Raw genomic sequence first — 26,273 nt, 5'->3', positions numbered from 1 at the left:
GACATCCTTAATTAATGGCTATGAGAAGGTTGTTGGCTAGGTTGCTCAGCTTGTTCTGCATTCTTTTTGGCAACTGCGAGTTTCAGAAGGTATTCACCGATCCCCACTGTCAAAATGACCCCGATAAGTACCGGTGCACTGTATGTCCAGTTGACGGTCATATCGATAAGCTCAGGGAAGATAAACAAGATTACGGCCTGGGCAATTACCACGAAGCAGATAATGCTGAGTACCCACTGAACTCCTAGACCACCTGGTACCCGGAAAGGACGCTCTGTCTCTGGGTCACTGATACGCAACTTCAGGTATGACGGGAACATAAACAGGTAAGGCAGAAGGAAAATACAGCTGGAGAAGGCAAAAACTGACCAGAATAAATCGTCACTGGTTTGGGCAAAGATAGCGTAAGCCAAAATCACTACGGTCGATAGGATACCGGTAATATTGTTGGCCCCGACTGGGGTGTCGTGTTTCTCAGACATTTTAGCGACGGCTTCAGGTAGCTCGCCTTCGTTAGCAGCTTCAGCGGCGGCACGGCTGGCACCCATAGTCCAGGTCACCATGTTGCCGATAAAGGTCAGCAGTGCCATGGTACCAATCAAGTACACCATCATGGTTCCAAAGGCGCCTGTACCGAAGAGTTTGCGCAGGGTATCGACAATACCCGCAACCAAACCGATATCCTGTACCGGCAGCGCCATCAGAATACCAACAGTGCCAAAGACATACAGAAAGGCTGTGATAGCCGCAGCAAGGAAGATGGATTTTGGCATGTCACGGACGTCTTTCATCTCTTTGGTCATGGTCGCGACAAGCTCAAACCCCATCAGGTTGAACACTAAAGCTGGAAGGAACGCCACGCCAGTATCCAGGCTTGGCATCATGGCTGAGAAGGTAAACTCATTGGCAACACCGTGCTTGGCAGCGTAGAAGAAACCACCAAAGCCCAGCACTGCGATAACGGTCACTTTAAGGATTGCCCCGATGTTGGTGACCCATACCCCGACATCAACCGAGACATTACAAATCCAGATAGTAAGCCAGGTGAGGGCAATACAAATGGCGATTTGCCACATCAGAGAGAGCCCGGGGAAGAAGAGTTCGGCGAACATACCGGCAAACATGATGTAGACTGCAGGCATCCATAAGCCAACGTTAATCCAGTAAAACCACGTTGTCCTGACCGCCCATTTGTAGCCGAAAGCCTTTTTGACCCAGTCGTAAATACCACCGTCGCCTGGGTAGGTGGTGCCGAGTTCAGAAGTGATTAATCCGTATGGGATAACAAAAACAATGAGGGTAACCAGCCACCACCCGATAGCACTGACGCCAATGGAGGCAGAAGCCGTCAAGGTATCAACGACGATAACAGCACATAGGCTAAAGAGGGCGAGACTGCCTACTCCCATCTTACCGCCTGAGGTTTGTGTTTCCATAATTATATCTCCGTGATTGTTACACGTTATTTATGCTTGATGTCCAATTCTTTATTTCACGGAATTATCTTATGACTACGGCGGGTAGATATTCGTTATTAGAATCACTTATCGGGCATCGTTAATATATGGCTGCCAAAGGCGTGACTCTTACCATAAATAAACTACGTCAATATGGCTAGGGAGAGAAAATTGATTCTAATCAAATAATGGTAATTATTATTAGCGATAAATTGAATGGCAGGTATTCAATGATCAATAAGGTGGGTAGGTAGAATGGCACAGGATAAACCAATTATTGTGGTCGCTGTTGGTGGTAATGCACTATTACAGCGTGGCGAATTAATGAGTTACGAAAATCAAGCCAATAATATTGATATTGCCTCGAAGGCGTTGGCAGAATTAAGCGAGAACTACCGTGTTGTTGTGGTTCATGGCAATGGCCCGCAGGTGGGTTTACTTGCGCTTCAAAATTTAGCTTACACCGATGCACCGCCTTATCCGCTCGATGTATTGGGCGCTGAAACCCAAGGGATGATCGGATATATGATGGCCCGGAGCCTGAAGAAATATCTAAAAAATGGTCATGTAAGCACGGTGGTGACGCAAATTGCGGTTGACCAATCGGATCCCGCTTTTGATGCGCCAAATAAATTTATTGGACCGGTTTATGACAAAGAAACCGCCCAAGAAAAGTCGGCACAGTATGGCTGGGATATTAAACCGGACGGCGATTACTGGCGCCGGGTTGTTCCTTCGCCATTCCCTCAGGGAATTATTGAAATTGATAGTATACGCACATTACTCGATGCGGGTCATACAGTAATATGTTGCGGTGGTGGCGGCTGCCCGGTGGTTGAGAAAGAAGGTGAAATGACCGGGGTTGAGGCTGTGATAGACAAGGATTTTTCTGCGGCAACATTGGCCAAGCAGTTGAATGCGCAGCATCTGCTTATCCTCACTGATGGCGATTACGTCTGTGTTGATTGGGGTAAGCCAACAGAGCAGCCACTCTACGATGTAACGGTTGAGCAGGTGCAGCAATACAGCTTTGCTGCAGGGTCTATGGCACCGAAGGTGGAAGCCTGTTGTGACTTTGCGGCCTATACCAAAGGTGCGGGGGCAACAGGGATAGGGCATATCGGCTCGCTTCATAAAACGGCAGAGATTATGGCAAACCGTTCTGGAACACATATACACGGATAGGTAACTCAATGCGAAAAGAGTCGACAGAAAAGAGGCTTGAGAGGATCCATTCAGCGGCAATTCGTTTGGCGTCACAGAGGGAGGTGAGCGCAATATCAATTTATGATGTTGCCAAGGAAGCGGCAATTGCAGCTTCAACGGTTTATCATCATTACCCGAATATTGAAGCCTTGATTTGCGAGTTGATGAATTCGGTCTTTGATGACTTTGAGAAAGTATTAGACGATGCCGTAGTGGCAGATAAAGTCCACCATTGGTCTGATATTAACAGGATGATAGAGCAGAGTTTCGTTGACTATTATCGCCTGGCACCTTTGGCGCAGCACACGTTATTAGGGCAACATACTTACTCTTCCGTCAGGCAGGCTGATGCACAAAATGATCTGGTTCTGGGCAAGAAGGTAGAAGATATTTACCGGCAGTACTTTACCCTGCCTGAGCTACCGAGTGATGTGAATATTTTTGCGATTGCGTTGCAGGTTGCTGATAAAGTCTATTCGATGAATTATCGGGAGAATGGCGATATTGCGCCCGAAATGGCCAGGGAAGCCATTGTGATCACCGAGGCTTATTTAGGGACATATTTGCCTAAGCAACTACCTAAGGCGGTCACTCTCAACTAATTATTTCTATCGACAAAAGCAAGTACAATATATTGCTTATAAACCTGCTGTTGCCATTGCAATAGTAGGTTTTTTTATTGGCTAGATAAACGATTAAAAATGAATATCGAAAAATTCCGTTAATTCAATTTAATCAATGTGACTTGCGTCAATCAGATTATTCAACTCGAAATAACACTACCGATTAGTGATTCTAATTTTAGAATCGATGGTTCATTTTATGGATACTGAATTCAACCAAGCAATACACCAAATAGTGATTGCTCGATGAATAAATTAACTCTGGTAAAAAGGATACGAAAATGAGACTTCCATCTTCTAGTGCAACTGAACTAAATAAACCAAATCTGCGCCATTTTCTGAAAACTCAGGATTTTACCAAACAAGAGCTTGAGGATATTTTAGAGTTGATGGCGATGCTTAAGCAGGCTCGCCGAGACAATGCGGTTCCCCAGCTATTCAAAGGCAAATCGGTCGCGATGATTTTCGAGCAGCCTTCTACCCGTACCCGCGTGTCTTTCGAAACCGCTGCGACAATTCTTGGCGGCCACGCACTGTTCCTATCACCGAAGGATATCCACCTTGGTGCCAAAGAATCATTGGAAGATACCGGCCGCGTACTCTCGCGCATGGTTGATGTGATTATGGCCCGTGTTGATGAGCATGATACAGTGGCTGGCTTGGCGAAAAATGCCAGCGTACCTGTTATCAATGGCTTGTGTGACTGGCTGCATCCGACCCAGATCATGGCCGACCTGTTCACCATGAAAGAGCACCTACCTGAAGGCAAAGCGTTAAGTGATTTGACCGTTGCATTCGTGGGCGATGCGACCAACGTAGCGTCTTCACTGATGTTTGCCTGTACCAAGTTTGGTATGACCTTCAAGCACATCTGCCCTGAGCGCTTCAAGGCACCACAGGAGTGGGTTGAAATTGCGCTGGGCAACTGTGAAACGTCAGGCGGTAAACTGGTTATCACTGACAATACTGACGAAGTCGCAGGCTGCGATATCATCGTCGCTGACAGCTTCTACTGGTTTGGTCAGGAGGAAGAAAAAGAGATCCGCCTATCTACCTTCATCCCTGAGTATGTGGTGACGGAAGAGATGATGGCGAAAGCCGGGCCAAATGCCATGTTCATGCATTGCCTGCCAGCCAATGATCAGCGTGAATGTACCCGTGGTGTAATGGAAGCGGATAATTCGTTGATTTTCGACGAGGCCGAGAACCGCCTAACCGCACAAATGGCGCTGTTGGTGTACTTCACTCATAAGGATATGACCATTCCGACTCCAGAGGTTGAAGCGGCCCACAAAGAGAAAATTGATCATTTCCTCTCTGCATTATAATTTCCTCCCATTAATGTGAAACAGCCCGATGCTTGCATCGGGCTGTTTTCGTTTGATGGGCAATGGGACATAGCTGTTAAACCCCTCACGAATGTGAAAGATGGTTTAAAATTTAATGACAACCCCGTCGAATCGAAATGTCTGGAGGCCCTTATGGTTAGGGTTTTTTACATTAGCGATGACTTAGACGACCTAGAGCTGGTGGAATACGAGTTGGAGCTCAGTGGGCTCGGCCCGTCGCAAATCCACGTGCTCACCGACAATGATGCCGAGGTTGCCAGCCATCAACATCTCCATCCGGTGAAATCCTTTATGCGCAATGATGTTATCCACTCCACCGAAATTGGGGCTGTGATAGGCATTGTGGTAGCAGCATTGGTGTTGTTCTTTGCGTATGCCACAGGTGTGGTGGAAACAGTCGGTTGGCTCCCTTTCATTATGCTGGCAATCATCATGATGGGCTTTATCACCTGGGAAAGGGGGCTGTTTGGGTTCCAGGAACTGCATTACCAGTTCCGTCGCTTCAAACAGGTACTCCAGTCTGGACGCCATGTGCTGATGGTTGATGTTGAGCCCGAGCAAGAAATCATGCTGGCTAATGTGACCTTAGCCCACAACAAGCTCGAACCGGCTGGGACGGGCAAAGCCCCACCACGCTGGTTGGTGTCTCTGCACAACCGCTGGGACCGGATGATGCATACCTTGCCTTAGGTCGCAAACCAAAAAATAATGACATGACAGCAAAGCCGGTTTTAATGCCGGCTTTGCTGTGAGTTGGGGGAGTATCATATAAGCCAAGTCGTCCTTACCTTCAATCTGGATGTGGTGCTTGACCGACCTGAGAAATGTTTTTCTGTTGGTCATTGATGGTCTCGATAATGAACCTTTTTGGCCGCATTTCTCTATCCCAGGCTGCAAGTACTTTTGGTTTTATATTATTACGGTGTGTCGTAATAAGAGTGACGCCAAAAATAATTTCTCCCAAGAGTGAAAAGCCGTTGCCCGTTTGAATTGAGCAATAAGTGGAAGGTATTAAAAAAGAAACAACCATTTTGAGAGCAAAGCCTAATTACCATCTATATTAGTGTGGGTATTCAACATAAACAAGACTATTTACTGCTTCATTCCTCACTGAAGTGTCACTCTGAGCACGCTGACAGTCCGTTTGTCCATCGCACCAACAAACGCCGGGCTGGGCTCAATGTTGACATCGACGCACAATAGTCTATTACGCACAGCATGTCGCCCTGGCGGGGGCTGTATCCAGATTATTTAAGCACTGCTGTTTTCCATGAGAGAAAACCAATAGGAACAACGTCATGAAAACACACATTATGGCCGCTCTTCCCCTTTCATTGGCTGGGTTTAGTTTTTGTTCGGTCTCCAACGCGAGTGAAGCTTCTCAATGGCAGTATGAGTTCACTCCCTACCTGCTTGCCGCGGGAATGGAAGGCACGACGGGTGTACGCGGCTTTACTACCGATCTTGATGCGTCTTTCAGCGACATTATTAGTGATCTTGATATGGGATTTATGGGATTGTTTACGGCCAGAAAGGGCCGCTGGGTTTTGGGACTGGAAGGGGTGTATATCGACTTAAATAACGAGAGTTCCGCTCCGGTTCAGGGTTCCGCAGGTTTCCTGACCGGTAACGGCAAACTGGATGTATCGAGCACGATGTATATTGCACAGGGCACGGTGGGCTATCAGTTGGTCGACGACGGCAAAACGACGCTGGAAGGTTTTGGTGCCCTTCGCTATACACGGATGGAAGTCGACATGGATATCGTTATCGCGTTTGATCCGCCGGCGCCATTCGGCGGTGATGCCAGTGCTGGAGACACCGAGAACTGGGCTGATGTCGTGATTGGCATGCATGCTCTGCATGCCTTGTCGGACAAGGTCAAACTAACGGGGTATCTGGATATCGGCGGGGGAGGCTCAGATTTGACCTATCAGCTGATGGCCGGGGTCAACTGGGAGTTTAGCAAGGGGTATACGGCAAAACTTGGCTATCGACACCTGTATTGGGATTATGAAGATGACGGTTTTGTTTGGGATATGGCGGCAAAAGGACCCTATTTGGGGCTAGGTATTCGTTTCTAGACCGGCCCCCGGGGCTAGTCATGATGTTGCGCTAACGAGTGTCTCTCGTTCACTCAACCATAAGTGCTGTTACATGTTGGCTCTAAGGAGTAATAATGAAACATGCTAAATTAAACACCCTCAGGGCGTCGATCAGAAAAATCAACGCACCAGCTGAACCGCACTGGCCGAGTCGCGGTACAACCGCGCTGGGCTCAATTCTAACCACGACTGTCGTTGCGCTCGGTGCGACACCGGTCATAGGTGCGGAGCAATCACTGGATCGAACGGTATTGCCAATTCCTGAGCCTGCGCCGCCTGTTTATACCGAACTTGACGTTCGCAACGCAACCCCACCGCCGCGCTTTGAGGTAAAGGCACCTGAGGGAGCCCCCAACGTGGTAATCGTCTTGGTTGATGATCTTGGCTTTGCCGGTACCAGTACATTCGGCGGCCCGGTCGATACTCCGACGTTCGACCGTGCGGCGGCGCAAGGGGTGCGCTACAACAACTTCCATACCACGGCGGTTTCTTCACCGACCCGCGCGGCTATCAAGAGCGGGCGCAACCACCACGTCAACAACATGGGCGGGATTATTGAAACCGGCACCGCCTTCCCTGGCAACACAGGCCAGATCCCCGATAATGTCGCACCGGTTGCCGAAATACTCCGCTATAACGGCTACAGTACCGCGGCATTCGGTAAATGGCATGAGACAGCCGCTTGGGAAGCCAGCATTTCGGGACCTTTGGACCGCTGGCCGACGAAACAGGGCTTCGATAAGTTCTATGGGTTTCTTGGCGGAGAGACAAATCAATGGGCACCGTTTATATACGACGGTACTCACCCGGTGACGTTGCCGGATGATCCGGACTATCACTTCCTGACTGATATGACAGATCAAGCCGTTGCCTGGATGAAATACCAAAAGGCCCTGACGCCGGATAAGCCGTTTTTTGTCTATTTCGCCCCGGGGGCGACCCATGCGCCGCATCATGTCCCCAAGGAGTGGATCGAGCGCTGGAAAGGCAAATTCGATCATGGCTGGGATAAGTTGCGAGAGCAGATCCTGGAGCGTCAGATTGAAAAGGGTATTGTGCCCAAAGGTACTCAGCTCGCCCCCAAGCCAAAGGCAATCCCGGATTGGGACACGCTGAGTGCGGATGAAAAGACCCTGTTCGCCCATCAGGCGGCGGTATTTGCCGGCTACGTAGAGATGACTGACCATGAGATTGGCCGGGTGGTTGCGGCGATTGAGGAAATAGGCCAACTTGAGAACACCTTGATTTTCTTCGTTTACGGGGATAACGGTACCAGCTCCGAAGGTGGTCGCAACGGTATGTTCAGCGAGATGACCTATTTTAACGGGGTGCAGGAAAAGGTGCCGGACATGCTCAAGGTCATCGACAAGTGGGGTGGCCCCGAGACCTACCCGCACATGGCCGCAGGCTGGGCGGTGGCGTTCGATACCCCTTACAAATGGACCAAGCAGGTGGCATCGGATCATGGTGGCACCAAGGTCGGTATGGCTGTCCACTGGCCTAAGGGCATTAAGTCCAAGGGCGAACAGCGTGAGCAATTCCACCATGTTATTGACGTTGCGCCGACGATTCTCGAGGCCGCCGGCCTGCCTGAACCTAAACAGGTCAACGGTGTTCCGCAGCGCTCCATGGACGGTGTAAGCATGGTCTATAGTTTTGATGATACCAATGCCAAAGAACGGCATGTCACCCAGTATTTCGAGATGTTCGGCAATCGTGCGATTTATCACGATGGCTGGTTTGCACGGACTATTCACCGGGCGCCGTGGGAAATGCAGCCGCGCCGCGGGCTTAGCGAGGATATTTGGGAGCTTTTTGACACCCGTAACGACTTCAGTTTGCTCAATGACTTATCGCAAGATAACCCCGAGAAATTAGCTGAAATGCAGGACTTGTTCATGCAGGAGGCAGAAAAGAACATGGTATTGCCCATTGATGACCGAGTTGTGGAGCGGGTGAATCCGGCTTTGGCTGGCAGGCCGGATCTGATGGGGGATCGCACCTCGTTGACCCTGGCCGGAGGGATGACCGGGATGTCCGAGAATGTGTTCCTGAATATCAAAAACAAGTCCAAGACCATTACTGCCGAGATCGAGGTGGCCGAGGGTGGTGGAAACGGCGCGATTATTGTCCAGGGTGGGCGTTTCGGCGGGTGGGCGCTGTATGTGAAGGACGGCGTGCCAGCCTACGATTACAATTTTCTCGGTCTTGAGCGCTTTACCGTTGCCGCCAAGGGCAAGCTCAAACCCGGCAAGTCCACCATCCGTTTCGTCTTCGATTATGATGGCGACGGTCTGGGCAAGGGGGGGCTGGGCACCCTGTTCGTCAATGACGAGAAAGTGGCCGAAGGGCGGATTTCACGGACCCAGCCGATAGTTTTCTCTGCTGACGAGACGGCGGACGTTGGAATTGATCTGGCGACCCCGGTAGTGGAGGCAATTGGCTCGGAGGCCGAGTCGCATTTTACTGGCAATATAAACAAAGTGACCGTCGAGGTCATGCCGGTGGAATAGACCGTATGGGCCCTAGCCCGTGCTGATATAAGTTCAACATTTGACCGGGGTGGATGACCTTGTGCATCCACTCCTGCCCGTTGCAAGGAAGGAGAAAAGCCCATGGCCCAAAAGCAGTCGAGTAATACGTTGGCGGATAAGGGGAGGGCTCGGCAGGGTATTCATGTGGTGGCCAAGCCCATTGGCCCAGTGTGTAATATTCAGTGTGACTATTGCTTCTACCTCGAAAAACATGCGCTGTTTGCACCCAATGAGCGCTACCGAATGTCGGACGAGGTATTGGCTGCGTATATTCGTCAGTATATCGAGTCGCAGCCGACACCGGTGGTCGAGTTTCTGTGGCAGGGCGGTGAGCCAACCTTGCTGGGACTGGATTTCTTCCGCAAGGTTGTCGAGTTGCAGGCACCCTACCGGCAACACAAGGAGATCAGGAATAGCCTGCAGACCAACGGCATGCGGCTGGATGATCAATGGTGCGAGTTCTTCAAGGACAACGATTTTTTTATTGGTGTTAGCTTGGACGGTCCCGAGGCAATCCATGACCGTTATCGTAAGGATCGGCGTGGCAAAGGAACCTTCGAACGCGTCATGAAAGGGATCAGGTTGCTGCAGAAACACCAGGTGGAATTCAATGCGCTTGCCTGTGTCGGTCGCGAAACGGCCTACCAGCCACTTGAGGTGTATCGTTTTTTTAAACAGGCAGGGATCAAATATATTCAATTTTCCCCCGTTGTCGAGCGCCAGCCGGATGAGGAGACGTCGGCGCTTGGGTTGTGGTTCGCATCCCCTTCAACGCTTGAGAAGATTGAGCCCAACACGGAAGTGACCCCCTGGACAGTGGAGCCCGAGCCATACGGTGACTTCTTGATTGCTGTCTACGAGGAGTGGGTTCGCGAGGACGTGGGAGAGATGTTTGTGATGAATTTCGAATGGGCCCTGACTGCTTGGATGGGGGAGCCGTCGCCGGTGTGTATTTTCTCTAGGCAGTGTGGCCGCGCGGTTGCCATGGAGCACGACGGTAGCGTTTTTGCCTGCGATCATTATGTCTATCCCGACTACTGGTTGGGCAACGTACTTTCCGATGATTTGGCACAAATGGTTGAGCGTTCGGTGGCAGAAGGCTTCGGGCCGCACAAAGAGCGAACCTTGCCGCGCTGGTGCCGCGAGTGCGATGTGCTGAACGCCTGTTGGGGAGGCTGCCCGAAACATCGGTTTGCGACATCACCAGATGGAGAGCCGGGACTGCATTATCTTTGTGCCGGTTACCAGAAGTTTTTCCGCCATATCCGTAAATACCTGCGTGCCATGGCTACGCTGTTGGAAAACGGCTTGCCGGCATCCTATGTGATGCAGGCAATAGAAGGGCCTCTGGTGATCAGAAAACCTGATGGCGCCTCGTGACTTCTGAGTGCTGGGTCAATGTAAACGCAGGGTCGAATATAAACAAAAATGCCAGACGCCAGTGCCCCGATTGCTCCGTAGTCTGCCCCGCTGGCATTGGGGCAATGGCATCAGAAACCTGGCGGCGTCTTGCTCCATGGGTAGCCTTCAACGGCCATTTCATAGCCGGTCTGAAATAGTGCCTTCATGTATTCTGTATCGAACTCCTCGCGGTGAGGGTAGTCGAAACTGTCAGGCACATAGCCCAGATTGTAGTCCACCCCGTCCCGTTGGGTGATGAGGTAGACCCTGTACAGATCACCAATACCCTGAGTCTGTATCAGTGAGGAGATGGCACGTTCGGCGATACTCATTGTTTGGCGCTCGACCGAAGCCCATTTGGGGCCCAGCTTGGCATTGCGGATGATGTAAGCGTAACGCTCCCTCTTGACATGTTCTTTATCTGATATTTCCTTGGTATGTAATCTTGGTGGATAGATAAATAGCTGCGACATCGTACCGCCATCGACATGCATCTCTTGGTACGAACGGCCACCGGCTTCGACATCAATCATCACCGGCGGAAAGGCGCCGGGGATTGACGCAGAGGCGATTAAAACGGAGCGGAAAAGATCCAGCGCCTTGGGATCTCCACTGGCCGCAATTTTTGTCATGTTCCAAATGACAGAATGCCGGGCATCCAGATCGACAGTCGCGATCAGGAGTATCCGGCCTTTCTCGTGTTCAGCGGCAATGGCCTTGAGTAGGGTTTCGTCGATCTCTTTTTCGAGAAGCTGCCAGAGTGGGGAGGTATCAGCCATCGCATCAGACGTCAGCGCAGCGAGAAACCAGCGCTCTTTGATAATATCCTCTGAGGATATGCTGGTGTATAGTTTTCTCAGCCGGGAGTCGTATTTAGGACCAAGGAAGGCAAACGGAGCGATAAGAGCACCGGTGCTGACACCTGTTACCAGTTTAAATCGCGGCCTGTTTCCTGCGATTGTCCAGCCATTTAGCAGGCCGGCACCAAATGCACCCTGATCACCGCCACCGGATATAACCAGAAAGTGCACCGGCGGTAATGGCCCTTTGTGGCCACGAGCTTTGAGATGTTCCATTTCTCGCCAAAACGACGCGATAGCATCTTTTTGAAGTGCCTCGGTGTCAATCCCTAAGCGATACCGTACACCTTCCATACCCGGTACCACGGCCTGGGTTGTCAAATATTCTGGAACCGCTTCATTTCTAGTAATTCCCGCGCAACCAGCGAATAGTAATGAGCTAATTAACACAGCAGAATGAAAGATACTTCGCATCGCTTACGTCCTATCACCGATTGTCCGACGAAATCAATGCATGAAATTATAGATTATTAATCTGCAAGCAAAGTTAGATAACTGAGACCCGATGTGTCGAATAGTTTACTTGGGGATTTCTAGCCATAATTCCAGTATACCCGGGCGAAAAGCCTTACCGCATGATTTGCATGGAAGACCATTCAGCTATATTTGGGAATCTATTCACATAGCGATAAGCTGATCTACTCAGCGGGTGCTTACAATCAAGTATTTCTACTCTGATCTGGCATCAGTATTTGAAGAAAGCCTCATTGTGTGAATGAGGCTTGGTCTTACTACTCGGTATGCGTTAAACCAGATCGAACGTATTTTTAAAGCGTGATGACGAGTGATTTTCGTCGGGTAGGGCAAAAGGATCGTCTGTGGCAGAGAGCATATTATTGATCAATCCATCGTATGGGTGATTGATAAACTCATTGTTATCAAGTGTGATCACATTGACTTTGGCAACCTGCATATCAGAGTCGAGGTTAGCCAAATCAATCCAGCAAGCCCCGGTGGTTCGAGCGTTGCAAAAGTAATACTTTAGCTCGTTTTGGCTTGAAATGGTTGACCATAATGTAGGAGCGATATTGGGATGATCGTTTGTACCGAAGTCAAAGCCGATAGGGACTGAGGCATTCATGATGACGGATTTTGATTGGGCCAAGGACTCAGCCATTGAATCAGGGCGGGTCAGGTGATGCATATTGAATGACGCGCGCTCGAAGCGGTCGGTGGGGAATGGGCCGCCGGGGATGGTGTGGCTTGGGAAAGAATTGCTTTCGCTCCACTGCCAACGCCAATATTGATTGAAACTCAGTTGTTGATTGTAGCTAGGCTCATTGGTCATGACTTGGAAAGAAGGGCTTAAGTGAACCTGAAATTCACCGTCGACAACTTCGATGATCGCCGAGTCGCCGATGACATCCGATACAGATAAATGCAGTGTGGCCGGTTTATCCGATGAAGGAACATCGGAGCCGACAAGCTCTATCTTGCTGCTCTCGTTGAACTTATCAACCACCGCTTTAACAGAGCAACAGGTATCCAAGACATATTGCACCCACCGCAATACATCGAGTTTTTTGTATGATTGGCCCTGATGTGCTTGACGTTTATAATCTGCGTTGCTGTCGTATAGCGCATTTGCGACTAGCCCTACCGAGTTCATGCCGTCCGAGGCGGCGAAATCGTCTGTTTCGTTTTTTGCGCCAACCACCATGGATACCACGCTGTCATAGCGTGAAGTCCATGTCAGCGTATCTTGGCTCGGTTTGCTTTCGCCGGACTTCTCAAGCCCGCTTTTGAATGTGTAGAGAGATGTTGGCAGCTGTTCTGCCCAATCCATGTTCCTAGCCGTTGTTAGATAGTCTTCGTTCTGGTTGTTAAATATACGAGTACACATGCTATATCCCTATCGGTCAATGAGTCGAAGTAGCCATAGCTAATGGAGTGAATTAGCTATCCAATCGAATAAGATAACTATCATTTAGGCGATGAGTTTTGGGTATTACAGCGCATTACAGCGACACAACTATTTAGCTTACTGTGGAATAAAATGACCAAAGTCATTGGCTTGAACTGCCCTTTTTCTGGAGTGATAAAACCATCACTATAAGCACCAAGTCACACCCCGATGTATCGCAATATCGCTCAACATATGGTGTGGGAAGAATTGTCCATAACGAAGTGAAATAGGGCTAGTACAGTGCAAGATACCAAACCAACCAACGACGTTCAGGCGCAGATCCTAGAAGCATTCAACTCTCGTCATGCAACGAAAGTGTTTGATCCTACTCGTAAGATCAGCGATGACGAATTCAACACTATTTTGGAAGCGGCGCGCTTGTCACCCAGCTCATTTGGCTTTGAGCCATGGCAGATCCTTGTTGTGCAATCGCCTGAAAAACGCGAATTGTTCCGCGAGTTCAGCTGGGGTGCGAACGGCGCATTCAATGGTACGGCAGGCCAGTTGGGAACAGCGAGTCATTTTGTGATTTTCCTAGCCCACACTGATGCGACCATGAAGCACAATTCTGAATACCAGCAGCAACATATGCGTGAAGTGAAGCAGCTGCCGGAAGAGGTGATTGGCTTTATTAACCAAGCTTTTCAGAAATTCCAGGAGCATGACTTCAAAATTGAAGGCACACAGCAAATTACCGAGTGGTCGGCCCGCCAGGCTTATATTGCACTAGGTAATGTGATGACAGCTGCGGCATTGCTGGGTATCGATTCATGCCCGATTGAAGGGTTCGAAATGGATAAAACCATCGATGTGTTGGAAGAGCACTTTGGCGTTGACCCTACAATCTACAAACCTGCAGTGATGGTTGCTTTAGGTTACCGCCAAGATGAGCCGCCGTTTGCCAAGACCCGCCGTGAAATGGATCAGATAGTATCTTGGTTCTAAGTAATCTAAGTCATAGTTGATTGACGCTGAGCCCGCATTAGCTATGTCTATGCGGGCTTTTTGTTTTTCGATGGGTATACGAGTTTACGTTACTAATTGATTCAGCGACCTGACAGCTACTCCTCATAGAATATTTCATAGTTATATATTGAGGAGTCTATTGTGAAGCGCTTTGGTGCTTTATTGTTGGCTGTTTTACTCCTGCTTGTTGTAGCACTGAGCGAAGTGCCAGGCGCATTCCCGGCGAGCGGGCTATCAATACCCTAATGCTTAATCAGGGCATTCATTTCAACTTGGCGTTTATTGATAAGGATTTTCAGGCTCCGGATGAGGCTTCGCCCTATAGCGGCGAGTTTATGACCGAGCTGTTTGAATACAGCCATGGGAAAATGAAAGAAGGAAAAGCTTGGCAAGCCCTCCCTCCGTCATTGCCTGATTTTTACCAAGTTGATACGGGTGAGTTGTCAGCTAACTGAAGAACATCTCCCTGAGCGCAAAGATATAGTCAGCCTCGCTGGCCATTAATGCAATAAGGACCAAGAGCACCAGTGGGGGCAGGAAGATGGTGCAGACCAAGGCCATTCGCTCCCATAGCATATGCATGAATATGCTTGCAATAAGTCCCGCTTTGAGGGCCATGAACAGTAAGATCAAACTCCAGCGCAGCACACCTTCCAGCTGGTAGTAGTCCACCATGTAAGACAGGGCGCTGAGCACAAACAGCAGTAGCCAAATGCCTAGGTAGAGGCTGATTGGGTGTTTCTGCTGTGTTTTAGTATTAGCTTTCGCTGAGCTAGCCATATGCGTGTCCTCCTTCAGGAGTTCGCTACCAGAGATAGAAAAACGCAAAGATGAAGACCCATACCAGGTCGACGAAATGCCAGTACAAGCCGGAAATCTCGACGATCTCGTAATTCCCTTGAGACGTGTTCCCCCGTCTTTCATAGTCCCCCCGCCAAACCTTCCAAGCGACGATAAGCAGATAGATAACACCGACTGTCACGTGCAGGCCATGGAAACCGGTGATCATGAAAAAGCAAGCGCCAAACTGCGCCGCCCCGTCTTCGTTGCCCCAAGGTCGGAAGCCATCTTCTATCAGTTTGCTCCATTCGAACGCTTGCATCCCAACAAAGCTGAGGCCAAGCAAGGCAGTGAGCAGCATTAATAAAGCGGTCGCTCCTCGTTTTTGCTGGTAGCCACAGTTAACCGCCATCGCCATGGTGCCGCTGCTGGTAATGAGGATGAAGGTCATGATTGCAATCAGGACTAACGGAATGGAATGCCCGGCAATAGTGAGGGCAAACACTTCACTGGGTATCGGCCATGGCTCGGTGGTGGTCATTCTCACCGCCATGTAACCGACGAGGAAACAACTGAAGACGAAGATATCGCTGAGTAGGAATATCCACATCATGGCTTTGTTGCTTGATACATTGAACACTGCCTTGTCGGCAGAGTAGTCATTGACTATCGATGTCCACGCATGGTGATTAGGGTGGTCATCGGAATAAGCAGAACGAGGCATGGGGACACCTCCCGTTACGTCAAACGAAGTAGGCCGAGTAAGAACAGCCAGACAAACAATAGGAAATGCCAGTAGCGGGTGCACAGCTGCAGGGCGGGGTAAAGCTGGTTGCGATGACCGCTCCCTGCCAGGAACACCACCCAGCTAAGGGCAATAAGCCCGCCTAAGACGTGCAGGGCATGCAGCCCGGTTAGCAAGTAGAAAAAGCTGGCTGCTGGTGTGCTACCTACGCCTAGATTGATGGCTAGCAAGGCTTGCCATGCCCACAACTGGCTGAATACAAACCCCAGCGTAAAGGACACAGTCCAAATCAACAGCGTATGACTAGCGCGTAGTGAAGGTAAAAGGACAGATTTGCGATAGCACAAATGCATGGTGACGCAGCTCATCACCAACATCACGGTACTGACCGCGAGTTGCCAAGGTTCATTGACAGGCTGCCAGTCAGGCAAAGTCATCCTGATCCGGTAAGCGACGGCAAACAGGAAAAAGAACATGGTAATGACCGCAATCATCAACCAGACTGCAGTGGATGTCGGAGCCTGCAGTTGGCTTCTGTAGCGAGCGTCAGGATCTTGGGTCAGTGTTTGGACTGATTTGCTCATGACCGCTCCTTGTTGGCTTTTGCTGTTGATTCACTACCGGCTCCACCCGATGAATCGGAGGCTGGCTCTTTGGCTGGGGGCTGTGTCTGTGGAATGAAGTCTTTGTCATGGCCGGGCACACTGAAATCATAGGCCCAACGGTATACAACAGGCAGTTCCTCACCCCAGTTACCGTGTTTCGGTGGTGTGTCGGGGGTAAACCATTCAAGCGACGTCGCTTTCCAAGGGTTTCTGTCGGCCACCTTGCCAAATTTCCAGCTCCAGAACAGATTAATCAAGAAGATGATCTGCGCTGCCCCAACCACCAAAGCCGCGATGGTGATAAAGGCATTCATGGACTGTGCTGATTCGGGAATGAAACTGTAATCATCCCAATTGTAATAACGCCTTGGCATACCTAGGATGCCGAGGTAGTGCATCGGGAAGTAAATCGCATAGGTGCCGAGGAAGGTGATCCAAAAATGAATATGGCCCATGGCCGAGTTCATCATCCTGCCAGTTACTTTCGGGTACCAGTGATAAATCCCACCGAAGATGACCAGAATCGGAGAGACGCCCATCACCATGTGGAAGTGGGCCACCACAAAGTAGGTATCGGATAGCGGGATATCGACAATCACATTGCCGAGGAATAAACCGGTTAGCCCGCCGATGATGAAGCTGCTCATAAAGGCGATAGCGAAAAGCATCGGCAGGCTGAGGTGAATATCGCCGCGCCAGAGGGTGAACAGCCAGTTATAAACCTTAATGGCGGTCGGCACTGCAATCACTAAGGTGGTGGTGGCGAAGAAGAAGCCAAAATACGGGTTCATGCCACTGACATACATATGGTGGGCCCAAACAATAAAGCTCAGGGCAGCGATGCCCAGTATTGCCCAGACCATCATTTTGTAGCCGAAGATATTTTTGCGGGCATGGATACTGATGAGATCAGAGACAATGCCGAACGCGGGCAGAGCCACGATATACACTTCTGGGTGGCCGAAGAACCAGAATAAGTGCTGGAATAAGATGGGGCTACCGCCGTCGTATCCGGCCTGTTGACCCATAGAGTAAATGGCGGGCATGAAAAAGCTCGAACCCAGCAGTTTATCGAACAGCATCATGATCGCGCTGACTAATAAAGCGGGGAAAGCCAGCAGCGCCATGGCTGAGGCGGTGAAAATGCCCCAAACCGTCAGTGGCATACGCAATAGGGTCATGCCCTCTGTGCGGGCTTGCAACACTGTGGTGACATAATTCAGGCCACCCATGGTGGCGGCCACAATGAACACCGCCAGCGAGATCAGCATCAGCACAATACCCCAGTCAGTACCGGGTGTGCCGGGCATGATGGCCTGCGGCGGGTAGAGGGTCCAGCCGGCTCCTGTCGGGCCGCCGGTGACAAAAAAGCTGGCGACTAGAATGAGAGAAGCTAGAAAGTAAAACCAGAAGCTGAGCATATTGAGGTAAGGAAAAACCATGTCCCGTGCGCCGACCATCAAGGGAATGAGGTAGTTACCGAACCCTCCCAAGAACAGTGCAGTCAGAAGGTAGACCACCATGATCATCCCGTGCAGGGTCATCGACTGGTAGTAAAAGTTGGCGTCGATAAAGTCGAATTTGCCGGGGAAGCCGAGTTGCAGCCGCATAATCCACGACAGCACAAGCGCTATCATCCCCATGGCAATGGCGGTGAGTGTGTACTGGATGGCAATAACCTTGTGATCTTGGCTCCAGACATATTTGCTCCAGAAAGACTGCGGACGCTTCTTAACGGCATAGGGACTGGTTTCAAACATTATTGTACTCCCTCGTTGTTTTGTTCCCCGTTATCGGCTCTTTCGGGATCTGCTTGGGGCGATGATACAGCCTTGATGTAGGCAATGATGGCGTCCACTTCCTCATCGCTAAATTGGTAGACGGGCATGATAGGTGGGTAACCTTTAACGATTTCTGCGTTGGCGTCGAGAATGGCAACTTTAAGGTAATCGTCGTCAACCAGCACTTCCGCATCGTCTGACATGATTTCAGTCTTACCGTAAAGACCAAGCCAGGTTGGGCCGACACCGGGCTTGCCGTCGACGCTATGGCAACCTATACACCCATTGACTTCAGAGAGGGTTTTGCCGTGCTCAACTGGGTCGGTGATAGGCGTATCCCTTTCTGAAGCAGGCTGTTGGGTTTGGGCAAAGGTCGGTTGCTTGGCGAGCCAGCGGCCAAACTGGGCATCATCTTCCACTACAACTCTGCCGCGCATATTGTAGTGGCCAACACCGCATAGCTCTGCGCATAAAATATCAAAGGTGCCGCGCTGGGTAGGGGTGAGCCAAAAGTAGTTGACGCTCCCGGGGACCATATCCATCTTGGCGCGAAATTGCGGTACGTTGAAATCGTGCAGCACATCTTTGGATCTGAGCAGCACCTTATAGGGAGAGTACAGCGGAAGGTGCAGTTCGGGGGTCAGTATGATCTTGTCATCGCTGGAAGCGGGATCGTCGGGGTCAACCCCTAGCGGATTGGTCGGGCTGATAAAACGTACATCCGATTTTCCCAGTTGGTTATCCTCGCCGGGGAAGCGGAAGCTCCACTTCCATTGCTCACCGACGACTTCTACTTCCTTGGCATCATCAGGCACGGCAACGAATTTGCCGTAAACCACTAAGCCGGGTGCTAATAGCCCGATTATCGCCACTGTGGTTAAGCCGATAAGCCAAGCTTCAAGGCGTTTGTTGTCAGGCTGGTAGGTGGATTTATGCCCCTTACGGTGGCGATATTTGAACACAAACCAGGCGATCATCAGATTGATGACAATGAAAAACGCACCGGTGATCACCAACGTCAGGTTAAAGGCATCGTCTATTTCGCCCCAGTTGGAGGCAGCAGGAGTCAGCCACCAAGGGCTGAGAAAATGAAAGGCAATGGATGCCACAACTATCACTATCAAGACAATGGCAATCGCCATAAGCCTGTCACCTCGCAAATAGGTAAGCTAGCTTCCGTGATAATGAAATGTGACTGAAAGTGTTCCCAAAGCAGCGATTGGGTAGGTCATCGCTGAAAAATATCTATCTCGCCAAGAGGCTGATTAATGGTAATATCTTGTTACATTCTAGCGGGGGATCCTCGATGCCGCGAGATCTTCAATGAATTTCTTAATTAGATGCTGCCTTTTGATTGCTTCTCCGTGGTGGCTAGAACCGATAAATATTCACTACAGTTAATCAGTACAATAAAGATAAAGAGGTGATTAGTGGCCGGAGCGAGCTTATTAACCCTGTTAGATGATATTGCCACCGTACTCGATGATGTGGCAGTCATGAGTAAAGTAGCAGCCCGTAAAACTGCCGGGGTGCTGGGGGATGATTTGGCATTGAATGCCCAGCAGGTGTCGGGGGTACGTGCCGAGCGTGAAATTCCCGTTGTCTGGGCTGTCGCCAAAGGCTCGTTTCGCAATAAGCTGATATTGGTGCCGGCCGCACTGCTGATCAGTGCCTTTGCCCCGTGGCTGATCACTCCGATGCTACTGGTCGGCGGCCTGTTCCTCTGTTTTGAAGGGTTCGAAAAAGTGATGGAGAAGCTGTTCCATCCGCATCGGCCAGAAGACAGCGACGAGTTCGAGCAGATGGATGCGGCAGAGGATCTGGTCGAGTTTGAGAAAAAGAAAATACAAGGGGCAATAAGGACCGATTTCATTCTCTCGGCGGAGATTATTGTTATCGCCCTAGGTACGGTTCAAGAGTCGGCTATGCTGACCCAGGTGCTGGTGGTCAGTGTGATTGCCCTGTTTATGACCATAGGGGTCTACGGCTTGGTGGCAGGTATCGTCAAGCTTGATGATCTTGGCTTGTACCTTGCCCGAACGAGTGAGGCGGGTTCCTTCAAGCGCGGAATCGGTGAATCGCTGATCAAGGCGGCCCCTTATCTGATGAAGAGTTTGGCGGTTGTCGGTACTATTGCGATGTTCTTGGTGGGGGGAGGTATCGTAGTACACAGTATGCCGCACTCCCATATCTTGATAGAGCATCTGACTCATCAAGCTTCAGAAGTCCCTGGTGGTGCCTTGATGCTTCCTGCGTTTGTGAATGCGGCTATTGGACTGTTCAGTGGGGCAGTGGTGTTATTTGTGGTAACTATTTACCGCAGGATCAGAGACGCGGTGGCATAGTATAGGGCCTCTTTCCTATATTTTTGTCATAACTGGTGGTTAACTGAGCAGTTGAATTGCGGTGGGGTTTACAACAAGAAAGTCCTACTTTATTATACGCCGCACTTACGGAGAGATGGCTGAGTGGTTGAAAGCACCGGTCTTGAAAACCGGCATACGTTAATAGCGTATCTAGGGTTCAAATCCCTATCTCTCCGCCAAACACATGAAAAAGACGTCTTAGGACGTCTTTTTTTATACCTAAATAAGTATTAGTGTATTTTAAATTAACCCAATCTATTCTCGTCGTGAATTCCAAGCGTCAAACCATCCCCCTTGAATTGCTAGATTCGTGGCGCGTGTTTACTCTCCCAACCTGAAAGAATCAAAGTTATGAGCAAACAAACCAAGAATTGGCCGGGGCAGTAATATAGGAGCTTCTGTGCCAATTCACTCTTTCTAATGCTGGGGCGGTACGGATATCACCTTTGAATTTGTCTTTGACTGACACTTTTACCAAGCCATCATTAACACTAAATACTTGTCCGCGGTATGTATGCCCCATATTGGTTTGATGCGGGTGATCGTACAGGCAGACTGTTGCTCCGACACTGGAATAAATATACCGACTTTCATCGCTCCAAGGAGCCGTCGTCGGTGATGATGGCTGGTTTGTCGCATGCATAGTCACACCTGCAGGTGCCATTTTACGCAAGGGTGAGTAGGGCTCGTAACCCAAGACCTGCGCACTTTCAAACCACTGGCTTTGGTTTGCTTGGGTATTTTCATTTAGCCGCAATGTGACAAAGGGACCGTCCAGGCACAAGTCAGCCCATAGGGCCGTGCTGGTAATTTTGGCTGAGAAAAGCGGTTGTTCGTTGGGGGTATTTGCTGCGACGACACACCATGCTCCACTGGCCTGATTGATAAGTTGACCGCCATTGGTATCACATACCCGTTTAGCTAACGCTTGGTATTCTGCGATATCGTTGGCTGCTTGTTTAGGGCTATCGGAACAGTAGCGGTAGGTATAGGCAAAAGTATTCTTCGGGTAAAACACTCCTTTATCGACAACGGCACCATTTCGGCGAGCGTCCGTTAATGCAATAAAGCTTTGGGTTGAGTCATAGAAACTGTACTCCCCAGTACGCCTTACGGTGTCAGGGTCGGAACTACAGCCACTGATTAGCAAGGGAATGATGAGGGAAAAAGGGAAGAGTTTTCGAGTCAATGAACACATCACGCATCTACCTCCAACGCCAACCACGCGACAAAGCAGCAACACTATATAAGAACATAAAGTGTTACATGTGTCACAAAAATAGCATGGTTTTAAGTATATCGGATTTGATACGAACTGCTGAGAATGTCTGTGAGAAAGCACCTTATTGCTAGGTAAGGTGCTGGGAATAACGAGGGTTATTGGCTCAGTGGCAGGCTTGCTCCTAAGAGTGCAAACACCGTTCCGCACCCGCGATTGAAGCGCTGGCCACTCTTTTGTAGCCACGGTCGCAGTTGGTGAGCGATACAGGCAACAAAGAATTCCACACTGAATTCAACCACGGCAAATGTCGCCGCCAAAATCGCAAACTGCATAACCAACGAAGCATCCGGCGTCATAAACTGTGGCAGGAAAGCACCAAAAAACAGTATCACTTTCGGATTGGCAATGGCGGCTAACAGCCCTTGCCTGAATCTAGTCGTGTGGCCAAGGTTGGCTGCTGAGGTTCTTTCAAGGGTAATGGCTGGTGAACGCCATAACTGAATGCCGAGATAGACAAGGTATGCGCCCCCTAACCATTTTAGCCAGTAGAGGACATTGGCTGAAGCCATCATCAGCGAGCCAATCCCAAACATAGAGAGTGCGATAACACCAACAAAACCGGTTACACCGCCAAGGATGGTGGAGAGTGTTTTTTTACGGCCGTACAACGCGCCGTGGCTCAATGCCAGTAGGCCGTTTGGGCCAGGCGCAAAAGCCAATCCGGTCACTGCCACCAAATATAACAGCCAAGTTTCCAATCCCATGAAGTTACCTTAAAAAGTGAAGATAGTGCTTGGCAGTATATGAGCAAATAAAACAATTTATTTGGTAGTTTTAGGACTACATAAGGTAATATTTGGACATAACAAGAGAAAGTAACTTAACGACATAAACGATGGACAAAATGCAACCAGCAAGATATGCCTCTAAGCAATCAGACTCGCAGCCTGATGTTCGGTTTCTTCTGGTGCCATTACCAACATTCAACTTGTTACCTTTTGGTAGCTTCCTCGATAAATTGCGATTTTCTGCTGACGATGAGGATTTCAGCCAGCAGAGATATTGTGCTTGGGATATTGCGGGGCTGGTTCGGGGGGAAGTGATATCAAGTAGTGGAGTGCATCTTTCGGTTCAATATAGCTTTGAACAAGTCGAGTTAGCAAAGTATGACTACGTTGTTGTATTTGGTGGACGTAGTGCTGATGAGATGAGGTCGGTGGCATCACAGTATAAACCTTTCCTAAAGAAGGCGGCGGCGAAAGGTCTTAGCTTGGCTGCAGTGGATAATGCATGTTTTACATTCGCTGAACTCGGTCTTTTTGATGGTTGTGAAGTGGCGGTTCACTGGCGACATTTACAAGAATTTGAAACGGCTTATCCGACATTGAAAGCAAGCTCAGACCAGCTTTATTGTATTGATGGTAAGCGAATAAGCTGTGCGGGAGGGACTGCGGCTATTGAATTGGCCATTGAGTTATTGGCGCGTAAGTCTGGACGAGAGAAGGCGTTGAAGGGCCTTGCTGATATGCTGGTGGATGAAACACGGAGTCGACAGCATCATTTAAAGTCACTAGGTGATGATAAAAATGTAGTGCATCAACATAACCGTCATATTTCACGGGGGATTTCTCTGATGCGCCAGAATTTATCAGTGCCTTTGAGTGTTGAGGAACTGGCGCTTCAATTAGGGTTAAGTCGTCGGCAACTCGATAGGGTGTTTATAAAGGAGCTGTCGGTTAGCCCTCGCGAGTACTGGGCGGCCATGAGGATGTCGCATGCTCATTGGCGCTTGCAAAACTCCTTCTATAGCCTGTCTGATATCGCCAATGAAGTGAGTTTCTCTGACGTGAGTTATTTTTGTAAAGTGTTCAAAAAACATTTTGGATATAGCCCAGTCCAGTCGAAGAAAGAAGGCAAAGTAAATTAGCCATCATGATGATTCACAATTGTGGATTATATTTTTTCTTGCCTGATAGTTATAGGTTATTAATTGGCGGGAGCTATTCTTTGCCTAGCTCTATGCGCTGAAAGTGATTTTGCGATAAGTTCTGCTTCATTTGAAGGTATCAAAGCAATATATCGCTAGGTTGCTTTCAAGGCGGGTTAGATTGTGATTTTTTGTAGCATTTAAGTTTATTTTAGAGTTTTCTATTGTGTTTGTGCGCTTTTTGCAGAGCATGTCACATTATTGCTTGCCCTTATTGCATATACATCACATTTTCTATTCCTGTCCTTCTGTATATTTTCGACCACGACAATGCTCGTTCGAAAATAATATAGGTAACAAAATGAAAAAAGTATTTGCTCATCGTGGTATGTCTGCACTTGCCCCTGAAAATACGCTAGCGGCATTTTCCATGTGTAAGCAATATGGAATTCAATGGATTGAATGTGATGTCGACATCTTGGCCGATGGAACGGTCGTTTTATCTCACGACGATACGCTGGATCGCTGTACTGATCGCTGCGGAAGCTTGTATGACCTTACCGTTAGTGACCTACCTGGCATAGATGCAGGTAGCTGGTTCCATGATGACTTCATTGGCGAAAGAATCCCCACCTTCGAACAACTCGTTACGCTCGCAAATGAACATGAGCTTAACCTCAATGTCGAGATTAAGTCTTGCACTGCCGGTTGGGAGATGACCGACAAGCTACTAACTAATGTTATTCGTGACTTAGAAAAATTAAGCCCAGAGCGTGAGCTGATCGTCTCAAGCTTTAACCATTTAGCGCTTGCTGAGTTTAAGCGTCGACGACCAGAAACTGCAGTGGCTTGCTTATTTGAAGATGCAAACCTATGGGACGACTGGTGCTCAATCTTGGAAGCTTGCCAGGCTGAATATATCCATCCAGAAGATGTCAACCTAACCAAAGAGAAAGTACAGAAGTTCAAGGCAGCTGGTTACAAAATCAATGTGTATACAGTGAATGATCTTGCCCGTGCCAACCAACTGTTTAATTGGGGGGTCGATGGTGTCTTCACTGATATCGCGAATCAATTCCCGTCAAAGTATAAAAAATAATGGCTACGTCCTATAACAACTAAATTGAAGACATCTTGCTATGAAAAGAATAATTGAAAAAATTGGATTTGATTCTAACAAAAGGTTCTACGGCTTCTTGTCGGTGATCATGTCTGGGCAGATCATCTACTCTGCTTTTGAAGCGTTTAAAGGCACATTTTACAATTTATTATTGGATGTGCTGAATATCGACAATACCCAAATGGGGATTTTGTTTACCCTAATCGGCTCGGCAATGTTCTTCTACATTCCTGCTGGCTGGGTAAATAACCGATTTTCCGTGCGCTCGATTTTGATGAGCAGCCTTGCCGTTCGCTTTGTCAGTATGATGTTTATCATTCTATTTCAGCCTGAATTTACAGTACTTGCAATCATAGCGGGTATCTGGGGTATCACAGATGCTATTTTCTGGCCTGCGGTCGTGAACGGTGTCAACCTGATGTCGGGAGACAAGAACAAAGGTATGGCTTTTGGTTTGCTCGAGTCAGTACGCCGTGGGATGGAAATGAGCATGAACGCTGCGATTGTGGGTATCATGGCGCTGATCGGTGGTTCTATTCTGGTATTCAAAGGTGCGATTCTATTCTATACCCTTCTTATTATCCCGATGATCTACCTGATCTGGAAATATGTGCCTAATAACCAGTTGGAAGTTGAAGAAGGCGAATCTAAAAACAAAGCGGCACTACAGGGGCTTATTCATGTACTGAAAATGCCAACTGTTTGGCTTGCTGCACTGACGTCAATGACCGTGTACTGGACATACATCACGCTCATTTACACAGTACCTTACCTACAGGCTGTATTTGGTCTCACTACGTCTCAAGCAGCGATGTTCGGCATCATCAATACTGGTGCTATGGGTGTTATTGCTGGGCTTGTCGCAGGTTCATTGTCAGATTTCCTATTCAAGTCATCAACTAAGATGATGATGTTTGCCCTTGGTTTGACTGCGCTATGCCTATTGGCAACGATTTTGATGCCAAAAGGTGAAGGTATGTTGATGATGAATATCATCTTGCTGATGTGCTTCTCGTTCTCTATATTCTTAGCAAAAGGCATTATCCTAGCCCCAGTGGCTGAAGCGGGTGTTCCTGAACAGTGCAGTGGCGCAGCAATGAGTGTTGGTTCGTTTGCAGCTTACGCGTCTGTGTTCTGGGCATATGCGCTCAACGGTTGGATCATCGATACCTTTGACAAGATCGAGGCTTACCAAATGATCTTCGGTATTGGTCTAGTGGTATCATCGGCAGGTATGCTATGTGCTGGTGTACTGCTGGTCGTGAAGCGTCGTCAGCAAAATCGACAAGTGAACTCAGAGCCAGTTGCTTCATAATTGAC

At 49.0% G+C, this 26,273-nt stretch carries 23 protein-coding genes, 1 tRNA gene and 1 pseudogene; 14 read left to right on the top strand and 11 right to left on the bottom strand.

The features are described 5' to 3' along the window. Positions 1-11: 11 nt before the first annotated feature. Positions 12-1,436, bottom strand: coding sequence for an APC family permease (locus tag R2X38_RS15585; protein WP_317523232.1), 1,425 nt, complete (start codon positions 1,434-1,436; stop codon positions 12-14). 276 nt (positions 1,437-1,712) lie between these two features. On the opposite strand from R2X38_RS15585, the gene arcC reads away from it, so the two are divergent. The 4 genes from arcC (at position 1,713) to R2X38_RS15565 (ending at position 5,325) form a co-directional block, all read left to right on the top strand. Beyond that, positions 1,713-2,642, top strand: a complete 930-nt coding sequence (gene arcC / locus R2X38_RS15580; RefSeq protein ID WP_317523231.1) for a carbamate kinase — start codon at positions 1,713-1,715, stop codon at positions 2,640-2,642. Positions 2,643-2,650: 8 nt separating this feature from the next. Next, positions 2,651-3,265 carry a TetR/AcrR family transcriptional regulator gene (locus R2X38_RS15575; RefSeq protein WP_317523229.1) on the top strand — a complete coding sequence of 205 codons (615 nt, stop codon included), beginning with the start codon at positions 2,651-2,653 and terminating at the stop codon, positions 3,263-3,265. A gap of 302 nt (positions 3,266-3,567) precedes the next feature. Continuing rightward, positions 3,568-4,614: a putrescine carbamoyltransferase gene (gene ptcA / locus R2X38_RS15570; RefSeq protein ID WP_317523228.1), complete on the top strand. Its 1,047-nt coding sequence runs from the start codon at positions 3,568-3,570 to the stop codon at positions 4,612-4,614. A gap of 153 nt (positions 4,615-4,767) precedes the next feature. Beyond that, entirely contained in the window at positions 4,768-5,325 is a 558-nt protein-coding gene (locus tag R2X38_RS15565) for an NAD/FAD-utilizing enzyme (protein WP_317523227.1), read from the top strand. 109 nt (positions 5,326-5,434) lie between these two features. Here the strand turns inward: R2X38_RS15565 and R2X38_RS15560 are convergent. Beyond that, positions 5,435-5,581, bottom strand: a pseudogene (locus tag R2X38_RS15560) (transposase); the annotation flags it as partial. Positions 5,582-5,933: 352 nt separating this feature from the next. On the opposite strand from R2X38_RS15560, the gene R2X38_RS15555 reads away from it, so the two are divergent. The 3 genes from R2X38_RS15555 (at position 5,934) to R2X38_RS15545 (ending at position 10,654) form a co-directional block, all read left to right on the top strand. Then, positions 5,934-6,719, top strand: a complete 786-nt coding sequence (locus R2X38_RS15555; RefSeq protein WP_317523226.1) for a hypothetical protein — start codon at positions 5,934-5,936, stop codon at positions 6,717-6,719. 95 nt (positions 6,720-6,814) lie between these two features. Next, a complete protein-coding gene (locus tag R2X38_RS15550; protein ID WP_317523225.1) occupies positions 6,815-9,253 on the top strand; it encodes an arylsulfatase in 2,439 nt (812 codons plus the stop codon). 102 nt (positions 9,254-9,355) lie between these two features. Then, positions 9,356-10,654, top strand: a complete 1,299-nt coding sequence (locus tag R2X38_RS15545) for an anaerobic sulfatase maturase (RefSeq protein WP_317523224.1) — start codon at positions 9,356-9,358, stop codon at positions 10,652-10,654. Between the two features lie 110 nt (positions 10,655-10,764). On the opposite strand, the gene R2X38_RS15540 is transcribed toward R2X38_RS15545, so the two are convergent. Together R2X38_RS15540 and R2X38_RS15535 are read right to left on the bottom strand one after the other, a co-directional pair. Continuing rightward, the gene (locus tag R2X38_RS15540) at positions 10,765-11,949 is read right to left on the bottom strand and encodes a patatin-like phospholipase family protein (RefSeq protein ID WP_317523223.1); all 1,185 of its coding nucleotides are present in this window, start codon (positions 11,947-11,949) and stop codon (positions 10,765-10,767) included. Between the two features lie 331 nt (positions 11,950-12,280). Further along, positions 12,281-13,378, bottom strand: coding sequence for a linear amide C-N hydrolase (locus R2X38_RS15535; protein ID WP_317523221.1), 1,098 nt, complete (start codon positions 13,376-13,378; stop codon positions 12,281-12,283). A gap of 303 nt (positions 13,379-13,681) precedes the next feature. Here R2X38_RS15535 and R2X38_RS15530 point away from each other — a divergent pair, with 303 nt between their 5' ends. Both R2X38_RS15530 and R2X38_RS15525 read left to right on the top strand, forming a co-directional pair. Next, positions 13,682-14,386, top strand: a complete 705-nt coding sequence (locus tag R2X38_RS15530) for an NAD(P)H-dependent oxidoreductase (RefSeq protein ID WP_317523220.1) — start codon at positions 13,682-13,684, stop codon at positions 14,384-14,386. A 293-nt stretch (positions 14,387-14,679) separates the two neighbouring features. After that, positions 14,680-14,862, top strand: coding sequence for a hypothetical protein (locus R2X38_RS15525; protein WP_317523219.1), 183 nt, complete (start codon positions 14,680-14,682; stop codon positions 14,860-14,862). Here the strand turns inward: R2X38_RS15525 and R2X38_RS15520 are convergent. Genes R2X38_RS15520 through R2X38_RS15500 form a run of 5 tightly spaced genes read right to left on the bottom strand, consistent with a single transcriptional unit; the run spans position 14,855 to position 19,460 of the window. Beyond that, positions 14,855-15,187 (bottom strand): cytochrome C oxidase subunit IV family protein, encoded by a 333-nt coding sequence (locus R2X38_RS15520; protein ID WP_317523218.1) that lies wholly within the window; start codon positions 15,185-15,187, stop codon positions 14,855-14,857. The genes R2X38_RS15525 and R2X38_RS15520 overlap by 8 nt on opposite strands. A gap of 25 nt (positions 15,188-15,212) precedes the next feature. After that, positions 15,213-15,911, bottom strand: coding sequence for a heme-copper oxidase subunit III family protein (locus tag R2X38_RS15515; RefSeq protein WP_317523217.1), 699 nt, complete (start codon positions 15,909-15,911; stop codon positions 15,213-15,215). Positions 15,912-15,925: 14 nt separating this feature from the next. Then, entirely contained in the window at positions 15,926-16,516 is a 591-nt protein-coding gene (locus R2X38_RS15510; RefSeq protein ID WP_317523216.1) for a cytochrome c oxidase subunit 3, read from the bottom strand. Continuing rightward, positions 16,513-18,297: a cytochrome c oxidase subunit I gene (ctaD, locus tag R2X38_RS15505; RefSeq protein WP_317523215.1), complete on the bottom strand. Its 1,785-nt coding sequence runs from the start codon at positions 18,295-18,297 to the stop codon at positions 16,513-16,515. Before ctaD ends, R2X38_RS15510 begins: the two co-directional genes overlap by 4 nt. Continuing rightward, the gene (locus R2X38_RS15500; protein ID WP_317523214.1) at positions 18,297-19,460 is read right to left on the bottom strand and encodes a cytochrome c oxidase subunit II; all 1,164 of its coding nucleotides are present in this window, start codon (positions 19,458-19,460) and stop codon (positions 18,297-18,299) included. The genes ctaD and R2X38_RS15500 overlap by 1 nt, the downstream gene beginning before the upstream one ends. A gap of 288 nt (positions 19,461-19,748) precedes the next feature. On the opposite strand from R2X38_RS15500, the gene R2X38_RS15495 reads away from it, so the two are divergent. Both R2X38_RS15495 and R2X38_RS15490 read left to right on the top strand, forming a co-directional pair. Continuing rightward, the gene (locus tag R2X38_RS15495) at positions 19,749-20,663 is read left to right on the top strand and encodes a DUF808 domain-containing protein (RefSeq protein ID WP_317523212.1); all 915 of its coding nucleotides are present in this window, start codon (positions 19,749-19,751) and stop codon (positions 20,661-20,663) included. A 109-nt stretch (positions 20,664-20,772) separates the two neighbouring features. Beyond that, positions 20,773-20,863, top strand: a tRNA-Ser gene (locus tag R2X38_RS15490). A 170-nt stretch (positions 20,864-21,033) separates the two neighbouring features. Here R2X38_RS15490 and R2X38_RS15485 read toward each other — a convergent pair. Both R2X38_RS15485 and R2X38_RS15480 read right to left on the bottom strand, forming a co-directional pair. Then, the gene (locus R2X38_RS15485) at positions 21,034-21,882 is read right to left on the bottom strand and encodes a hypothetical protein (RefSeq protein WP_317523211.1); all 849 of its coding nucleotides are present in this window, start codon (positions 21,880-21,882) and stop codon (positions 21,034-21,036) included. A 179-nt stretch (positions 21,883-22,061) separates the two neighbouring features. Beyond that, positions 22,062-22,670: a LysE family translocator gene (locus R2X38_RS15480; RefSeq protein WP_317523210.1), complete on the bottom strand. Its 609-nt coding sequence runs from the start codon at positions 22,668-22,670 to the stop codon at positions 22,062-22,064. Positions 22,671-22,801: 131 nt separating this feature from the next. Between R2X38_RS15480 and R2X38_RS15475 the strand changes: the two genes are divergently transcribed. The 3 genes from R2X38_RS15475 (at position 22,802) to R2X38_RS15465 (ending at position 26,268) form a co-directional block, all read left to right on the top strand. Next, positions 22,802-23,833, top strand: coding sequence for a GlxA family transcriptional regulator (locus tag R2X38_RS15475; RefSeq protein ID WP_317523209.1), 1,032 nt, complete (start codon positions 22,802-22,804; stop codon positions 23,831-23,833). Between the two features lie 361 nt (positions 23,834-24,194). Beyond that, positions 24,195-24,932, top strand: coding sequence for a glycerophosphoryl diester phosphodiesterase (locus tag R2X38_RS15470; RefSeq protein ID WP_317523208.1), 738 nt, complete (start codon positions 24,195-24,197; stop codon positions 24,930-24,932). A 40-nt stretch (positions 24,933-24,972) separates the two neighbouring features. Beyond that, the gene (locus tag R2X38_RS15465) at positions 24,973-26,268 is read left to right on the top strand and encodes an MFS transporter (RefSeq protein ID WP_317523207.1); all 1,296 of its coding nucleotides are present in this window, start codon (positions 24,973-24,975) and stop codon (positions 26,266-26,268) included. Positions 26,269-26,273: the final 5 nt, after the last annotated feature.

Source organism: Photobacterium rosenbergii (assembly GCF_033022775.1).
In the GTDB taxonomy this organism is placed as follows: domain Bacteria; phylum Pseudomonadota; class Gammaproteobacteria; order Enterobacterales; family Vibrionaceae; genus Photobacterium; species Photobacterium rosenbergii_A.
The sequence above is the reverse complement of the archived record's forward strand: the minus strand, read 5'-3'. Positions and strand labels throughout refer to the sequence as shown.

Bases quoted from the DNA above. Each gene is read 5' to 3' on its own strand.
- R2X38_RS15515 (WP_317523217.1), bottom strand. From the start codon at position 15,911: ATGCCTCGTTCTGCTTATTCCGATGACCACCCTAATCACCATGCGTGG.
- R2X38_RS15555 (WP_317523226.1), top strand. From the start codon at position 5,934: ATGAAAACACACATTATGGCCGCTCTTCCCCTTTCATTGGCTGGGTTT.
- ptcA (WP_317523228.1), top strand. From the start codon at position 3,568: ATGAGACTTCCATCTTCTAGTGCAACTGAACTAAATAAACCAAATCTG.
- R2X38_RS15585 (WP_317523232.1), bottom strand. From the start codon at position 1,436: ATGGAAACACAAACCTCAGGCGGTAAGATGGGAGTAGGCAGTCTCGCC.
- R2X38_RS15485 (WP_317523211.1), bottom strand. From the start codon at position 21,882: ATGTGTTCATTGACTCGAAAACTCTTCCCTTTTTCCCTCATCATTCCC.
- R2X38_RS15475 (WP_317523209.1), top strand. From the start codon at position 22,802: ATGGACAAAATGCAACCAGCAAGATATGCCTCTAAGCAATCAGACTCG.
- R2X38_RS15545 (WP_317523224.1), top strand. From the start codon at position 9,356: ATGGCCCAAAAGCAGTCGAGTAATACGTTGGCGGATAAGGGGAGGGCT.
- R2X38_RS15575 (WP_317523229.1), top strand. From the start codon at position 2,651: ATGCGAAAAGAGTCGACAGAAAAGAGGCTTGAGAGGATCCATTCAGCG.
- R2X38_RS15500 (WP_317523214.1), bottom strand. From the start codon at position 19,460: ATGGCGATTGCCATTGTCTTGATAGTGATAGTTGTGGCATCCATTGCC.
- R2X38_RS15535 (WP_317523221.1), bottom strand. From the start codon at position 13,378: ATGTGTACTCGTATATTTAACAACCAGAACGAAGACTATCTAACAACG.
- R2X38_RS15520 (WP_317523218.1), bottom strand. From the start codon at position 15,187: ATGGCTAGCTCAGCGAAAGCTAATACTAAAACACAGCAGAAACACCCA.
- R2X38_RS15480 (WP_317523210.1), bottom strand. From the start codon at position 22,670: ATGGGATTGGAAACTTGGCTGTTATATTTGGTGGCAGTGACCGGATTG.
- R2X38_RS15540 (WP_317523223.1), bottom strand. From the start codon at position 11,949: ATGCGAAGTATCTTTCATTCTGCTGTGTTAATTAGCTCATTACTATTC.
- R2X38_RS15565 (WP_317523227.1), top strand. From the start codon at position 4,768: ATGGTTAGGGTTTTTTACATTAGCGATGACTTAGACGACCTAGAGCTG.
- R2X38_RS15550 (WP_317523225.1), top strand. From the start codon at position 6,815: ATGAAACATGCTAAATTAAACACCCTCAGGGCGTCGATCAGAAAAATC.
- arcC (WP_317523231.1), top strand. From the start codon at position 1,713: ATGGCACAGGATAAACCAATTATTGTGGTCGCTGTTGGTGGTAATGCA.
- R2X38_RS15465 (WP_317523207.1), top strand. From the start codon at position 24,973: ATGAAAAGAATAATTGAAAAAATTGGATTTGATTCTAACAAAAGGTTC.
- R2X38_RS15510 (WP_317523216.1), bottom strand. From the start codon at position 16,516: ATGAGCAAATCAGTCCAAACACTGACCCAAGATCCTGACGCTCGCTAC.
- ctaD (WP_317523215.1), bottom strand. From the start codon at position 18,297: ATGTTTGAAACCAGTCCCTATGCCGTTAAGAAGCGTCCGCAGTCTTTC.
- R2X38_RS15470 (WP_317523208.1), top strand. From the start codon at position 24,195: ATGAAAAAAGTATTTGCTCATCGTGGTATGTCTGCACTTGCCCCTGAA.